Annotated in this window: 9 protein-coding genes; 3 read left to right on the top strand and 6 right to left on the bottom strand. The window is 69.3% G+C overall.

Going from position 1 to position 15,274, the window contains the following annotated elements; translation table 11 throughout:
• Positions 1-2: 2 nt before the first annotated feature.
• From BST28156_RS09340 to BST28156_RS09350, 3 genes are all read right to left on the bottom strand, one after another.
• Positions 3-677, bottom strand: coding sequence for a GntR family transcriptional regulator (locus BST28156_RS09340; protein ID WP_060237301.1), 675 nt, complete (start codon positions 675-677; stop codon positions 3-5).
• A 78-nt stretch (positions 678-755) separates the two neighbouring features.
• Positions 756-1,616, bottom strand: a complete 861-nt coding sequence (locus BST28156_RS09345; RefSeq protein ID WP_060237305.1) for an urea carboxylase-associated family protein — start codon at positions 1,614-1,616, stop codon at positions 756-758.
• Positions 1,617-1,877: 261 nt separating this feature from the next.
• Positions 1,878-2,423 (bottom strand): hypothetical protein, encoded by a 546-nt coding sequence (locus BST28156_RS09350; RefSeq protein WP_060237308.1) that lies wholly within the window; start codon positions 2,421-2,423, stop codon positions 1,878-1,880.
• Between the two features lie 309 nt (positions 2,424-2,732).
• On the opposite strand from BST28156_RS09350, the gene BST28156_RS09355 reads away from it, so the two are divergent.
• Complete coding sequence (locus tag BST28156_RS09355; protein ID WP_174902036.1) at positions 2,733-3,980, top strand: multidrug effflux MFS transporter; 1,248 nt, start codon at positions 2,733-2,735, stop codon at positions 3,978-3,980.
• A 23-nt stretch (positions 3,981-4,003) separates the two neighbouring features.
• Here the strand turns inward: BST28156_RS09355 and BST28156_RS09360 are convergent, their stop codons facing one another.
• Positions 4,004-4,693, bottom strand: a complete 690-nt coding sequence (locus tag BST28156_RS09360; RefSeq protein WP_174902037.1) for a hypothetical protein — start codon at positions 4,691-4,693, stop codon at positions 4,004-4,006.
• A 204-nt stretch (positions 4,694-4,897) separates the two neighbouring features.
• On the opposite strand from BST28156_RS09360, the gene BST28156_RS09365 reads away from it, so the two are divergent.
• On the top strand, positions 4,898-6,280 hold the full coding sequence (locus BST28156_RS09365) for a TPM domain-containing protein (RefSeq protein ID WP_254596363.1): 1,383 nt from the start codon (positions 4,898-4,900) through the stop codon (positions 6,278-6,280).
• 78 nt (positions 6,281-6,358) lie between these two features.
• Positions 6,359-6,979 carry a LemA family protein gene (locus BST28156_RS09370; protein ID WP_174902038.1) on the top strand — a complete coding sequence of 207 codons (621 nt, stop codon included), beginning with the start codon at positions 6,359-6,361 and terminating at the stop codon, positions 6,977-6,979.
• Positions 6,980-6,988: 9 nt separating this feature from the next.
• Here BST28156_RS09370 and pbpC read toward each other — a convergent pair whose 3' ends face one another.
• Positions 6,989-9,205, bottom strand: a complete 2,217-nt coding sequence (pbpC, locus tag BST28156_RS09375; protein WP_174902039.1) for a penicillin-binding protein 1C — start codon at positions 9,203-9,205, stop codon at positions 6,989-6,991.
• 7 nt (positions 9,206-9,212) lie between these two features.
• Complete coding sequence (locus BST28156_RS09380; protein ID WP_174902040.1) at positions 9,213-15,257, bottom strand: alpha-2-macroglobulin family protein; 6,045 nt, start codon at positions 15,255-15,257, stop codon at positions 9,213-9,215.
• Positions 15,258-15,274 lie beyond the last annotated feature (17 nt).

Consider the following 15,274-nt stretch of genomic DNA (forward strand, 5'->3'; position numbering starts at 1 on the left):
GTTCAGGCCGCGTCGCGGTGGCTGCGCTTGATCGCTTCGACGAGCATCCGCTCGGAATCGTCGAGATAGCGTGCGAGCGTGGTGACGGCCTCGCTGCGGCGATTTTGCGTGAGCAGATCGTAGATCTGGTATTCGCGCTGGATCCAGTCGGGCGTCTGCACGCGTTTCTCGTCGGGATCGGACGCGAACACGAGACGCAGCTGCGCGGAGATCGTGCGGAAGAATTCGTCGAGCAGCGCGGACTTCTGCAGCGCGACGATATGCTGGTGAAAGCGCAGGCTGTGCGTGCCGACCGCCTGCCAGTTCTCCTTCGCGAGTTCGCGCTCGGCCGCGCGGATCGCCGACTGCATTTTCTCGAGCAGCGGCGGCTGCGCGAGTTCGGCCGTGTTCAGCGCATGCAGTTCGAGCGTGCGGCGCGCGACATAAAGATCGCGCACGTCCTGGCGATTAAGCGTGCGCACGACGACGCCCTTGTGCCGCACGAACGTGACGAGCCCTTCGCGGCCGAGCTGATGCAGGACTTCGCGAAGCGAGTTGCGTGACGTGTCGTATTCGGCCGCGAGGTCCATTTCGATCAGCGCGGTGCCGGGCGGCAGCTTGCCGCTGATGATGTGCTCGCGCAGTTGATGGCTGATCCGGTCGGCGACCGATTGTCCTCTCGCTTTTTCGCTTGCCATGCTGTTCGTTCGCTCCTGTCCTGATCGTGCGCCGCCGGCGTGGCCGGCCGGCGGCGTTGCGTCATTCTACGGGCTTTGTCATGCGTTTCCGTCGTGCTGCCAGTCGGCGCGCGGCGGCTGCATCCCGTGCTGGCCGCGATACGGCGCGACGGGCGGCGACGACCAGCCTTCGAGCAGCGTCGCGTCGAGCTGGTAGATCTCGACGCCGAGCGGCCGGCACACGTCGATCGGATCGCGCGCGTCGGGGCCCCACATCGGCACCGACAGGTCGCCGCCCGGGCACGTCGACATCGCGCACAGCAGGTCGATTTCCGCGAAGAACTCGAGATAGTCGCCCGGTTTCGCGGGGCAGGCTTTCATGAAGTACTTGTCGTCGTCGTTCAGGCCCGTGCACTGGAACACGTTGAGCACGTCGTGCACGTCGAATTCGGTCAGCCCGTACGGCGCGACCGCGCGCACGAGGTTCGAATGGCAGTGGAAGTGGAAATCCTCGCCGGTCAGCAGCTTGTTCACGTACGGGTCGCAGCGCGTGCCGAGCAGGTCGTGCACGCGGCCGCCGTCGCTGTCGACGCCGTAGTCGGCGAGCGTATCGTCGGTGATCGTCGCCATCGGCCGCAGATACGGCAGCGTCGACCACAGGCGGTCGAAGGTCGTCACGTGCGCGGCCTGCAGCTGGCGCGTGCGCGACGCCCACATGCGTTCGCGCGGATTGTGGAGGTTCCACATGTTGAAGTCGGCGACCTGCGGGCCTTCCAGCGTGACGATGCGAAACACGTGGCCGGCCGGCACCGTCCACGCGAATCCGCTGCGGATCGGCACGACATGCGACTCGATGCGCCGGCGCGCGTCCTGGCGCTGCGCGATCGCGGAATAAAAGGATTTGTCGACGTTCAGGACGGAGCCTTTGGTGACCTGGTAGGCGGCGGGATAGTTCGACATGGCACGGTGCTCTCGGACGGGGTTGGCAGATGCGGATATCCGGCCGAATTCCTTTGTGGTGGCCGGTCAGGCGTCAATTTCGATGTTGGATTGTTCAACAATTTGTGGCGCTGCGGGGAGTATAGGGCGAAGGCGGGGAGCCGTGTCAATCGGTGGAAAGTACGGAGGGCGGGTGCGCGGCGCGTGACGCGCAATAAAAAACCGCCGGCATGTGCCGGCGGTTGCGATGCGAGCCTCGCGGCCCGGGCGACGCGAAACGCGTCAGGCCTTGATTTCCGGCCCGCGTGTGGCCGGAACGGCCGGTGCGTTCGGTACGGTGGGTGCGGCCGATCGTGCTGCCGGCCGGGCCGGCACGATCACGACGACCGGTTCGGGCATCGCCCACGCCGGCACCGCGAACCCGACCGGCTGCGACATCGGCATCGCGAATGCGTTGGCGAGCGCGATGTGCTGGAGCGCGATCATCTGCTGCTGCATCGCGATCATCTGCGCCTGGGCGGCCTGCATCTGATACCGGGCGGCCTGCATCTGCCGCATCGCGGCCTCCGGCGGCATGCCGCCCGACGACGTGGCGGTCTGCATCTCGAAGCTCGCGCCACCGTGCGGGCTGCGCCAGCTCCACGTGCTGACCTTCATCGGACCGACGGCGGTCTGCACCGTGCGGGTCTCGGCTTTCACGGGCACGGCCTGCCCGTTGACATTGACGAACATCGGCTGTGCGGCGGGGGCGGCGTCGGCCTGCCCGGCTATCGCGAACACCGGCATCAGCGCCAGTGCGCCCGCCGCCATGGACGAACGGAATCGCATCTTGGTATCTCCATCAAACGATACTGATCGAATCGACATTGAAGCCATCGTGCGGCTCACGGAATGAGCCACTGCCGACTATGCAACCGCAGGCTTAAAGCAGGATTAAAAAAACGGCGGCCGGCCGCGCCGCTTCTCAGGCGCGCTGCGCCACTGGATGGAATCGGCACTCAACCTCGTCCACGCCAGGGTAAATCGCGTCGAACCGCGCAACAGCAGGCACAATACGCCATTCGACGCGTTGCGCACGCGCGTTCGCCATTCGAACAGCGCGCGGTCGCGACGCCGCCTGCCTTTTTCCCGGTCGTCATGAATCCCACATCCGCTTCCGCGCGCGGGTCGAACTCGCCGCGCTTCCTGCTGTTCCTGATCTGCCTGTTCTCGTCCGCCGGCCAGCTCGCGATCGACATCTACGTGCCCGCGCTGCCCGACATGGCGCGCTCGTTCGCGACGACGCCGCAGGCGATCCAGTCGAGCGTGTCGGGCTACATGGCGGCCTACGCGCTCGGCCAGCTGATCTTCGGCCCGATCGCCGACGCGTACGGACGCAAGCGCGTGCTCGCGTTCGGCCTCGTGATCTACACGATCGGCTGCCTGTTGTCGCTCGGCGCGCCGAACCTCGAGACCTTCGTGCTTGCGCGCGCGCTGCAGGGCTTCGGCATCGCGACCACCAACCTGCTGGCGAAGGCGATCATCACCGACTCGTTCTCCGGGCAGGCGCTGATGCATGCGTTCACGTACATGTCGATCGCGTGGGGCCTCGCGCCGATCGTCGCGCCGGTGATCGGCGCGCACCTGCAGACCTGGTTCGGCTGGCGGTCCTGTCTCGTGTTTCTGCTCGTGTATTCGCTGGCGATGTGGGCGCTGCTGTGGCACTACAAGGAGACGCTGCGCCAGCCCGTGCATCTCGAACCGCGCACGCTGATGGCGAACGCGGGCAAGGTGCTGTCGAGCCCGGTGTTCCAGAGCTGCTTCCTCGCGCAGGGGCTGTGCTACAGCATCCTGCTGGTGTTCAACATCGTCGGGCCGTTCATGGTGCAGAACACACTGCATCGGCCGCCGACTTTCTTCGGCTATCTCGCGCTCGGGATCGGGCTGATGTATTTCCTCGGCGGTCTGTCGAACCGGATCCACGGGCCGCGGCTGCCGAGCGCCGAACAGCGGCTGCGCATCGGCGCGCGCGTGATGGCGGGCGCGTCGGTCGCGATGCTGGTGCTCGGACTGACGGTCGGCCTGCGCGTGTGGACGCTCGCGACGCCGGTGCTCGTGATGGGCTTCTGCGCCGGCGCGATGTATCCGACGCTGATGGCGAAGGGCAATTCGCTGTTTCCGCATATCGCGGGCCTGACCAGCGCGATCCTCGGGTGTGCGCTGCTGCTCGTGTCGTCGGCGATGATGGGGCTCGCGGGGTTCGTATCGGTGCAGGTGCTGACGCCGCTCGCGGTGTTCTTCGTCGCGCTGTCGTTGGTCGTCGTGTGGATGGTGACCAAGCTGCTGCGTTATCTGACGGCGCAGCAGGCGGCGAGGGTTGCGTGCGGGAGTGGGGAGGCGGCGTAGGCGCGGGCGGCCAACCGGCCGCCTCACAACGGCTGCGCCGCCCCCGCCTGCGTCAATAGCGAAACGGCCGCCGCATCAGGCATCCCGTTCGCATCGATCGCGCCGGCTTTCGCGAGTGCGTCGAGATCGCCGTCGACGCCCGGTTGCCCGACCGTAAACGGCGTCGTCAGGAACGCCGGCGTCGCGAACGCGACCGCATAGCGTTGTTGCAGATTCGTCACGACGGCCGATTGCGCGGCCTGCACGATACCTGGATCGTTCATCGCGCGCTGGAAGCGCGCGCTACCCTGGAAGTTGCCGATCAGTCCGGCGGTATTCGTGCCGAGCCGCGCCGCGAGATAGACGAGCATCAACTCGGTCTCGGGTGTCGTGTTGAAGGTGCCGCCCGCGTAGGCCAGCGAATGCAGGCTCGTGCCGCCCGACGTCACGGTCAGCACGCACGGCAGCGCCGCATTGACCGTCACACGATAGTTGCCGCCGCCGTCCGTCAGCGTGGTGGCGGAGCCCTGCGCGCAACTGACCGTCACCGGCGCGCTCGCCAGCGCGGCGCCCGTGGCGGCCGTGCCCGACAGCGCGACGGTTTGCGTGTTGTCGTTGAAGCAGACGTCGACGCCGAAGCACGCGTCGCCGTTGCAGGCCTGCAGCGCGGCAAGCGCGGCGACGCAGGCCGTGAGCAGCGCGGGACGAATGAAGCGCGCGGAGGGAATGTTCATGGTCGCCTGCGATCGGGACAAACTCGCCCGTATTGTCGATCGAATCGATCGCGCTCACAACGGGATCGCTTTTGCCGGCCGCGATACGCCGGACTCGCGACGGCGAACCTTTCGATTTCCTTCGCGATTGGTTATGCTGCGGAACGATTAAAAAACGACGAGAGAACGCGCCGTGCCCGACGAGGGCGGCGCGCCGTTTCCGACATGAACCAGAAACGACTGACGGGCCAACCCAGCGTGATGAGTGACGGCGGCGAGCCGGCATCGACGGCACGCACGATCCGCAACGACATGCGGCCCATGCGCGCGACGCGCGCGATCGGCCTGACGAAATTGACCGCCTCCGTGCTCGCGGGCGTGACGTTGTGCTACGGCGCGGCATGCGCGGCGCCGCCCGCCGAAGACGATGCCGCCACTGCACCGGCAGCCAGCACCGCGTTCGACACGACATCGTCGGCGTGTACGCACGTGGCCGCCGCGACCGCCTATCCCGTTGCCGCCAAACCGGAAGCGCCGCCGCCGCTGAAAGGGCGCGTGACGGATGCGACCGGCGTGCTGGGCGCCGCGTGCGCGTCCGAACTGACCGCGCGTCTGGCCGATCTCGAAAGCCGGCTCGGCGTGCAGATGGCGATCCTGCTGGTCGGCTCGACCGGCCATTCGACGATCGAGCAATTCGCGACCGACGTGTTCGACACATGGCAGCTCGGCCGGAAGAAGGTCGACAACGGCCTGCTGCTCGTCGCCGCGCTCAACGACCGCACCGTGCGGATCGAGGTCGGCTACGGGCTAGAAGGCGCGATACCGGACATCGTCGCGGGGCGCATCATCCGCGAGCGCATCGTGCCGGCGTTTCGGGCGCAGCGCATCGAAGCCGGCGTGAGCGACGCGGTCGATGCGCTCGCTCGCGAACTGATGCCGCCGCAGACGGCCGCAGCGGACAGCACGACGCCGGACGCGCTGTCGCGCGGGCGCGATGACATCGCGGAACAGGACACGGCGCAACTTGTCCCGCAGGCGAATGTCGCGCCGCGGCGCGACAACGGCCTGCCCGAACGGAAATCCCCCGATACCGGCAGCGTGCGGTTCTGGTTCCTGCTCGGACTCGCGAACGTCGCGCTCGGCGTCGTCGGTGCGTGGCGCGGGTTGCGTCGACGGATGGTGCTCCCGGCCGGCTACCTCGTTGCAGCGATCGTGCCGGGCCTGATGCTGCCGATCGGCGAGATTTTCAACGGCAATTTCGAGGCGATCCTGGGCGCCGCGCTGTTCGTCCCGACGGCGGCGGGCGCGGCCACCAGCCTGCTGGGCATGGAACTGGTCCGGTCCGCGCGCGTGCGCAAATACACGGCGATCGTCGGCGGTGTGCTGTTCATGGTGATCGCGATCGGGCGTCAGATGGAATATTCGATCAAGGAGATCCTGTCCGGGATCTTCAGCGTGCTGTTCGTGCTCGCGGCGATCTGGGCGAAACTGACCGGCGGCGGTTCCTCGTCCTCGTCGTCCCGCTCGCGATCGTCGTCGAGCTCGGACTCGAATTTTCGCGGCGGCGGCGGCTCCAGCGGCGGCGGCGGTGCATCGGGCCGCTGGTAGAGCGCCACAGCGCACGCGCGCGACCGCTTCTTTTTACCCTTCGCTCCGTCCGGAGCATTCAACCGGAAGCAATCCACGATGAAATGGTTTCGAGTCCTGTTCATGTGCTGCATGCTGGCGCCGCTTGCCGGCTGCGGGTATAACGCGATCCAGTCGTCCGACGAGGACGTCAACGCGGCGTGGTCCGAGGTGCTGAACCAGTACCAGCGTCGCGCCGATCTCGTGCCGAACCTCGCCGCGACCGTGAAGGGCTATGCGGCGCACGAGGAACGCGTGCTGACCGAGGTTGCGTCGGCCCGCGCGCGCGTCGGCAGCGTCCAGGTGACGCCGGAGACGGCAAAGGATCCGGCCGCGCTCGCGGCGTTCGATCGGCGGCAGGGCGAGTTGTCGAGCGCGCTGAGCCGGCTGATGGTGGTATCCGAGCGCTATCCGGAACTGAAGGCGAACGAAGGATTCCGCGACCTGCGGACGCAGCTCGAAGGCACCGAGAATCGCATCGCCGTCGCGCGCGGCCGTTACATCAAGACCGTGCAGCACTACAACGTGCAGATCCGCCAGTTCCCCGGCGTCGTGATCGCGCGGATCTTCGGCTACCAGCCGCGCCCGAACTTCAGCGTCGCGAACGAGGCCGCGATCTCGACCGCGCCGACGCTCGACTTTTCCGCCCAGCCGCCCAACGCGAACGCGGCCGGCCAGTAAACAACCCGCTCACGGCTTGCGCGCGGGCATCTTCGCGAACGCGCCGCGCACCTCGAAGCCGATCGCATCGGCGACGTTGCCGCGCGCATCGACGAGTTCGAGCCGGTGCCGGCCCGGCCACGGCATCCACGCGATGCGGTCGGCGTGCCCGATCACCTTGTCGTCGAGCCGCCACGCGAAGCGCGCGGCGCGTCCGGCGCTGCGCTCGAACCAGATCCGCTGGTTGTTCGGCGGGATGTCCGGATCGATCGCGAAGATCGTGCCGTCGGTCGGCGCGCCGATCGTCAGCGGCGCGCGCGTGCCGTTCTTGTCGGGCGTGACGGGGGCGGCGAGGCGCACCGTGTCGACGGCCGTGCCGGCGAGGAACCACTCGTTGCGCGACGGCTCGACGTCGCGCTCGAACGCGATGCGGCGCGCTTCGACGCCGGCCGGCGCGCGCGGCGCGCGGCTCGGCAGGTCGCGGTGCAGGTAGCCGACGACGGCCGACCATACCGGCGACGCGCCGGTGACGCCCGACACGTCCCACATCGGCGAGCCGTCCGCGTTGCCGACCCACACGCCGACCGTATAGCGCGACGTGAAGCCGACGGTCCAGTTGTCGCGCATGTCCTTGCTCGTGCCGGTCTTGACGGCCGAGAAGAAGCGCGTCGCGAGCGGATTGTCGAAGCCGAAGGTGCGCACGCGCGCATTGTTGTCGGACAGGATGTCGGTGACGATGAAGCTGGCCGCTTCGCTGAACAGGCGCGTGCCGCCGTCCGCGCGCGCCGGCGCCGGCGCGGGCAGGTCGACGACCTTGCGCGCGACGCCGCCGTTCGCGAGCGCGCGATACGCATTGGTCAGCGACAGCAGCGTGACGTCGGCGCTGCCGAGCGCGAGGCTGAAGCCGTAGTAGTCGCCTTCCTGCGCGAGCGGCAAGCCGAGCGCGGTCAGCGTGCGCGCGAAGCGGTGCGGCGTGACGAGCACCAGCGTGCGCACGGCCGGCACGTTCAGCGAGCCGCCGAGCGCGCTGCGCACGCTCACCCAGCCCTTGAAGTCCTTGTCGTAGTTCTGCGGAATGTACAGGCCGCAGCCGGCGGCGAGGTTGATCGGCGCATCGTCGAGCAGCGACGCGGCGGTCAGCCGTTTCTCGTCGATCGCCTGCGCATACAGGAACGGCTTGAGTGTCGAGCCGGCCTGGCGCGGCGCGAGCACCGCGTCGACATCGCGCGCGCTCGACAGCGCGCCCGACGAGCCGACCCACGCGCGAATCTCGCCGGTCGCATTGTCGATCACGACGACCGCGCCGTCCTGCACGTTGCGCCGATGCGCGGGCGCGTTCAGTTCGGTCAGCGCGCGCGTCAGCGTATCGCGCGCGAAGCGCTGCAGCGGCGCGTCGAGCGTGGTGCGGACTTGCATGCCGGCCGTCGGCCGCACCTCGGCGGCAATGCGCCGCGCGAAGTGCGGCGCGAGCGCGGCGCCGTCGTCGCGCACTGCGTTCGCGGGGCGCGCGGTAACGAGCTGCACGTAGCCGTCAAGCGATGCGCAGGCCGTTTCCGCATGCATGTCGCGCAGGATCCGGCAGGCGCGCTCGGCGATTTTCGAGGGCGCCGCGTTGGGCGCGCGCACCAGCGCGGCGGCGATCGCGGCCTCGCGCGCGTCGAGTCCCGACGGCGCCTTGCCGAACAGCACCTGCGACAGCGCCGCGAGCCCGACCGTCTCGCCGCGGAACGGCACGAGATTCAGATAGGCCTCGAGGATCTGGTCCTTGCGCCAGCCGCGTTCGAGCAGCAGTGCATTCATCGCCTGCGCGGCCTTCTGCGGCAGCGAGCGCTGGCCGGAACGGCGCGGCGAATCGCTGAGCAGCCCCGCGAGCTGCATCGTTACGGTCGACGCGCCGCGCGTGCGCTCGTTCCACAGATTGCCCCACGCGGCGCCTGCGATGCCGCGCCAGTCGACGCCGCTGTGTTCGTAGAAACGCCTGTCCTCGGACATGACGATCGCCTCGCGAAACGCGGGCGACACGTCGGCCAGCGCGATCCAGTCGCCACGCCGCTCGGTGAGGTCGACGCGCGTGCGCTGCAGCGGCGTGCCGTCGCGCGCGAGCAGCACCCAGTCGGAGCTGCGCCAGTTGCGGCGCACGTCGTCGTAGCCGGGCAGCGCATGCGCGACGAGCGGCATGGCGAACACGACGGCTGCCACCAGGCGGCCGACGCACCGCGCCGGCCGCGGCAAAGCACGGTCTTTCATCGCATGCTCACGACTTCCCGCCCGCGGCGGCCGGCTTCACCGTCATCGGCGGATTCGGCCACAGGCCGTACACGGACGGTGCATACAGCGCCTCGACGCGCGTCGGCGGCAGCCCGAAGGTGCCGACGTTGTTCAGCCGGACCGTGTACTCGACCGAGAATTTGCCCTTCGGCAGATAGTCGTAATACGCGCGATAGCCGTCGAAATCGCGCTCGACGAACGCCGGCCACGCGCCGTCGGGCCGCTTCTCGTCCTGCGTCGCGGCCTCGGAATCGCGGCCGAGGCCCGAGCCGAGGATCGTTGCGCCGGCCGGGATCGGATCGTTGACCACGACCCACGTCATGTCGCTCTGCGCGTCGATGTCGAGATGCACGCGGATCACGTCGCCGCGCGTCAGCACGCCGCTGACGGCTGGCGACACAGGCGTGACGGTCTTCGTGATCCGGTAGCCGGCCGCGAACGGCGCGCGCAGCGGCACGGCCGCGAGGCTCTCGACGGTCGCCCACGGATGGCCCGTGCCGTCCTGCGTGACGGCAAGCGTTGCCGGCGCCTGCGCGGCGCGCGGCCACGGCAGCATCACGCTGCGGGCGGCGGCCGCGCGGGTGGCCGGCGTCGCCGAGGCGGCCGTGTCGGCGGCGGCCGGCGCGCTCGCCTGCGACCACGAGACCGTGCGCTCGTCGCCGCCGAGCGCGACTTTCGTCGTGCCGGCGACGGGCGTGCTCTCGTAGGTGCGCGAGAAGCGCTCGACCGCGAGCAGGCCGAGCGCATTCGACGTGGTCGTCTGCCACGCGCCCTGGCGCTGCAGCGCAAGCAGGCCGGCCGTGATGCGCGGCATCTCGTCCTTCCACGCCGGGTCGCCGGCGAATTCGAGCGCGAGCCGTGCGGCGTTGGTCTCGTTGCTCGTCATCAGCCACCACAGGTCGTCGTCGCGCGCGGTCGAGAACACGAGCTGCGTGCCCTGGTAGGTGAGCCGCGCGCGCAGGATCTGCTCGACCTGCGCACGTTTCTCGTCGCGCTGCGGAATGTCCTTCACGCGCGTGAGGATCGCGTGATAGTCGATCACCGCCGAGGTCGGCCACTGGTTCGGCGCGATCTCGAGCGAGCCGAGCATGCGGCCCTGCGCGGCGCCGTAGCGCGACAGCGCCTCGATCGCGGCGAGCTTGCGCAGGTCGCGGTCCTGGCGCGGCGCCCACGCGTTGCGCTCGACGCGGCCCTCGACGAAGCGCGCGAGCCCGGCTTCGAGCTGCGTGCGCAGGTCTTCCGGCAGCGCGAAGCGCGGGTCGAGGCGGCTCGCCTCGTCGGACACGACGAGCAGGTACGACGACAGCGTCGGGCTGCCGTAGTGCGAATCGTCGGACGACGGCGGGAAGTAGCTCGCGAGCCCGTCGCCGTCGAGATAGACGGGCATGCGGGCAACCAGCGCCTGCCATTGCGCGGGGTCGCGCAGGCCGATCGCGCGCGACGTCTGCTGTTCGAGGCAGCGGTACGGATAGCGCTCGAACCAGCGCTTCACGCCGGGCAGCCCGTCGGCGAGCTTCGATTGCAGCGACACGGCGATGCCGCCGCGCGGCGCGCCGTGCGCGTTGTTCGCGGCGCCGGCCGGCGCCGACACGGGTACCGTCAGCGTGCCGTCGACCTGCGCGAGCGTCGCTTGCTGGACCGTGACCGGCAGCGCCGGCACGACCTTCTGCGCGACGGCCAGCGCATCGGACGCGCGCTTGCCGCCTTGCTCGGCCGCGTCGATGCGCCAGTTCAGCGCGCCGGCGCCGTCGAGCGCCTGCTCGGGCACGGTGATCGTCCACGCGACCTCGCTCGCCGCATTGGCCGCGAGCGACACGGTTTGCGGCGCGACGTCGAGGCCGCTCGCGTGCGGCGTCACGACGACCTGCATCGCGCGGTCGGTGGTGTTGCGCAGCGTGACCTGCGCGCGGAACGCATCGCCTTCGCGCACCAGCGGCGGCAGCCCGGAGATCAGCTGCAGATCCTGCGTGCTGCGGATCGACGTGCTGCCGGTGCCGAAGCGGTCGGGGCCGACCGCCGCGATCGCAACGATCCGGAAGCGCGTCAGCGCGTCGTTGAGCGGCACGTCGACGGTCGCGCTGCCGTTCGCATCCAGCGTCACGCGCGGATTCCACAGCAGCAGCGTGTCGAACAGCTCGCGCGTCGGCGCGCTGCCGCCGCCGCCGCCCGCGGGCACGGCCTTGCGGCCGAAGTGGCGACGGCCGACGATTTCCATCTGCGCGGTGGCGGTCTCGACGCCGTACGCGCGCCGCCGCAGCATCGCGTCGAGCAGGTCCCAGCTGTTGTTCGGCATCAGTTCGAGCAGCGCCTCGTCGACGGCCGCGACCGCGATCTGCGTGCCGGCCGGTGCGGGCTGCCCGTTCGGCAGCGTGACCTTCACGTGCGCCTGCGCCTTGCTGCGTACCGTGTAGCGTGTCGCGTCGGTCGTCACGGTCACGCCGAGGCGGTGGACGCCCGTGCCGACCTTGATCTCGCCGAGGCCGTAGCGGAACGCGGGCTTCGACAAGTCGACGAACGCGGTCGGCGCTTCATAGTGACGGCCTTCGCGCCAGAACGCGCGCGCCCATTCGACCGGCGCCTTCCAGCCCCACGTGAAGAACGAATACCACGGCACCTCGCGGATCCGGCCGCGCAGCGCGAGCACCGACACGTAGACGTTCGGCCCCCACGTGTCGCCGACCTTCAGATCGACGGTCGGATTCTTGCCGTTCAGCTCGACGACGTGCGTTTCCATTACGCCGCCGCGTTCGACCGCGACCAGCGCGGTCGCGTAGCGGAACGGCATGCGCACCTGGAAGCGGGCGGTTTCGCCCGGTTCGTACGCGGTCTTCTCCGGAATCACGTCGATGCGGTCGGTGTTGTCGCCGCCGAACCAGAGTTCGTCCTCGCGCGTGACCCATACCGACGTCGATGCGTTCGACGTGCGGCCGTCGCCGTCCTTCGCGACCGCGATCAGCTGCACGTTGCCGGCCTGTTCGAGCGTCGCGTCGCAGGCCATGCGGCCCTTGTCGTCGGTCTTGCCCGAGCACAGCACGCCGAGGTCGCGCGTGTCGCTCTTGTTGTCGTATGCGTAGAAGCCGCCGACCATCCGCTTGCGCGACGACGTCGTGACATGCGCGACGCCCTTGATTTCGATCGGCACCGACGCGCGCGGCTGGCCCTGCAGGTCGACTGCCAGCGCCTGCACCGGCACGCGCTGGCCGACCGAGACCCAGTGGCCGGCCTTGATGCCGGTCGCCACCGCGGCCGGCCACAGGATCGTGTCGCCGCGGATCGTCTGCACTTCGCCGTTCGGGTCCGCGAAGGTCGCTTCGAGCGCGAGGCGCTTCGGCGCATCGACGTCGGGCAGGCCCTTCAGCGTGACCGAGCCCGCGCCGTTGCGGTCGAGCGTCAGCGGCAGCTTGTCGGCGATCAGCTTCGTCGCGTCGGGATCGCTGCTCGCGGACGACGCGTTGTCGCCGTCCTGCGAATCGTCGTCCGCGTTGCCGTCGCTCGTGTCGGGGCGATACGGCGTGAAGCTGAAATCCTCGTAGCGATCCGCGAACGGCGGCGACGCCCATTTCATCAGCGCCGACACCTGCACGGGCAGGTTCGATGCGCCGCCGCCCGACACGTAGTCGATCTGCACCGCGAGCGGCGCTTCCTTCACCGCGACGAGCGGGCTCTTCTGCGCGTCGCGCGCGCCGATCGACCCTTTCAGCACCGGCAGCCGGAACGCCTCGACGCGGAAGCTGCCGCTGTAGTAGCTGCTGGTCGGCGCATCGTCCGGGCCGCCTTCGAGCTCGACGCTGTATTCGCCGAGCTTCGCGGCGGCCGGCAGCGTGAACTGCGTGTCCGCGCTATGGTCGGCCGTCCACGTGAGCGGCAGCTTGTAGGTCTGGCCGGTGCCGAGATGGCGGATCGTCGCGCGCGTCGGGTACTGCGACGGGAACGCGAGGCTCTGCAGCGTTTCGGTGCGGATGAAATGCTTCATCGACACGGTCTCGCCGGCGCGCAGCAGCGTGCGGTCGAACACGGTGTGCGCGCGCACGGTCGGCGCGCTGTCGGTATCGGTCGGCACGTTGAAGCGCCACGCCTCGATGCCGCGATTCCAGTTCGAGCTGACGAACGCCATGTCGGGGCCCGTCTTCGGATCGTCGACGCGCGCCGACACGAAGTAGTCGCTGAAGATTTCAGACGACTTGCATTCACGCTTCGGCTCGAACGGCCCGTCGATCTTCAGCAGGCCCTGCGCGTCGGTCCTGCCGGACGCGATCTCGTCGCCGTTGCAGTCGGACACGCGGATCTGCGCGTTCGGCACCGGCTTGCCCTTGTCGAGCGTCGTGACCCACACGAGGTTGTTGTCGCGGCCCTGTTTCAGGTGCACGCCGAGGTTCGTGACGAGCACCGTGGTGCGCACGTACATGCTCGACGGCTTCGCGAGCAGCGAGCGGCCGAGCGCCGGCGACGCAAGCTCGAGCACGTAGAAGCCGGGCTTCTCGATCGGCACGCCGACGATCTCGAACGGGCGCAGCGTCTTCGGATCGGCCTTCGGCAGCGTCAGCGCCTGCGCGCCGGGTTCGCCGGCGAGCAGCGACAGCGAGCGCACGTCGATGCGGCGATCCTTCGGCGCGGGCATTTTTTCGCCGGATGCGAGCGGCACGTAGACCGGATGCTGTCCCTTGCGCGTCAGCAGGCCGGGGATCTGCTCGTCGATCGAGCCGGCCGTCATCGACCAGTTGTCGAAGCGGTCGACGGTGCGCATCCACTGGCGGATCGCGGTGTCGTTCTCGACCCGCAGGTTCGCGAACTGCGCGCCGCCCGCGTTGAGCCCGGCGACATGGAGGTCCGCTTCGACGTTGCGCAGCGTGACGGGCACAAGCGCCGGCGTATCGGGTTCGGCGAAGCGCTCGACGATGCCGAACGTGCCCGACGAGAATTTCGCGAGCGGCGGCATCGGCGCGGTGCGCGTCGCGAGCGGGAACAGGTCGGCGTTGGCGAGCGGGCGATCGGTGACGTCGCGCAGGCCCGACGGCAGTTCGAGCGTCAGGTCGGCCTGCGCGGGCAGCGGCGGGTTGAAGGTGACGGTCGTCACTTCGTCGCTCTTGTCGTCGGCCGCGAAGTTCGGCGACAGCGTGCCGTCGGGGCCGCGCAGCTTGATCGACTCGGCGCTCTTGCGCGACACCGGCGCGTTGAAGGAGAGCGTGAGCGGGCGCAGCGGCGTGCACGGCGCCTTCGCGTTCTCGCGCTCGCACGAGAAGCTCGCGGCGAACGGCGCGCGCACCGTGAAGTCGAAGCGCCGCTCGGTTTCGTTCGCGATGCCGCTCGGACTCGTGACACCCTTGCCGTAGACGAGCTGCATCTTCGCGCCGGCCGGCAGCGCCTGCGCGCACGACAGCGTCAGTACGCGCGCGGCGTCCTGCTTGAGCCCGAAGTGATCGAGCAGCGCGGTGCGCGTGTCGCCGTCGGCGGCCGCGACGGGGATGCGGTTGCCGATGCCGGTCGCTTCGCACCAGATGTTCGCGAGCGCGGAGCGTTCGTCGGCCGGGCCGTTCAGCTTCATGACGAACACCTGCCGTTCCTCGATCTCGCGCGAGCCGGGACGCACCGTCACCGGGAACGGGCCGCCGGTCTGGAACGTGAAGCGGCGCGGGCCGCTGGCCGCGTTGCCGGCAACCGAGCGCAGCGTGTCGTTGAGCGCGACCGAGCAGCGCACGCCGGGCGGCAGGTCGTTTTCGAAATCGTAAACCCAGGTCTTGTCGTCGAGCCAGCGACCCTGGCCGCGCGCCGCGCTGGCGTCGGTGCAGGTCACGCGCGCGGGGTTCGGCGCGGAGGCCGAGCCGAACGCGACCATCGGTTCGTCGAACTTGACGACGCTCTGCCGGACTTCGGTGACGGTGCCCTGCGGCGACACGCTGACGGTGCGCGCCGCGCCCGCATGCAGCGATAGCGCCGCGGCGGCCCCGAGCGCGGCGACGGCGCCGATGCGCCAGAGCAGCCGGGTGGTGTGGTGGACTGGATTCGGTTTGTTGTGTTTGTCGTGCTGCTTCATCGCTCGATGCCCTCGGA

The sequence above is a fragment of the Burkholderia pseudomultivorans genome (genome assembly GCF_902499075.1).
In the GTDB taxonomy this organism is placed as follows: domain Bacteria; phylum Pseudomonadota; class Gammaproteobacteria; order Burkholderiales; family Burkholderiaceae; genus Burkholderia; species Burkholderia pseudomultivorans.

Excerpts from the sequence above, each read along its gene's own strand:
- BST28156_RS09380 (WP_174902040.1), bottom strand. The coding sequence starts at position 15,257 with ATGAAGCAGCACGACAAACACAACAAACCGAATCCAGTCCACCACACC.
- BST28156_RS09355 (WP_174902036.1), top strand. The coding sequence starts at position 2,733 with ATGAATCCCACATCCGCTTCCGCGCGCGGGTCGAACTCGCCGCGCTTC.
- BST28156_RS09360 (WP_174902037.1), bottom strand. The coding sequence starts at position 4,693 with ATGAACATTCCCTCCGCGCGCTTCATTCGTCCCGCGCTGCTCACGGCC.
- pbpC (WP_174902039.1), bottom strand. The coding sequence starts at position 9,205 with ATGAAAGACCGTGCTTTGCCGCGGCCGGCGCGGTGCGTCGGCCGCCTG.
- BST28156_RS09350 (WP_060237308.1), bottom strand. The coding sequence starts at position 2,423 with ATGCGATTCCGTTCGTCCATGGCGGCGGGCGCACTGGCGCTGATGCCG.
- BST28156_RS09340 (WP_060237301.1), bottom strand. The coding sequence starts at position 677 with ATGGCAAGCGAAAAAGCGAGAGGACAATCGGTCGCCGACCGGATCAGC.
- BST28156_RS09370 (WP_174902038.1), top strand. The coding sequence starts at position 6,359 with ATGAAATGGTTTCGAGTCCTGTTCATGTGCTGCATGCTGGCGCCGCTT.
- BST28156_RS09345 (WP_060237305.1), bottom strand. The coding sequence starts at position 1,616 with ATGTCGAACTATCCCGCCGCCTACCAGGTCACCAAAGGCTCCGTCCTG.
- BST28156_RS09365 (WP_254596363.1), top strand. The coding sequence starts at position 4,898 with ATGAACCAGAAACGACTGACGGGCCAACCCAGCGTGATGAGTGACGGC.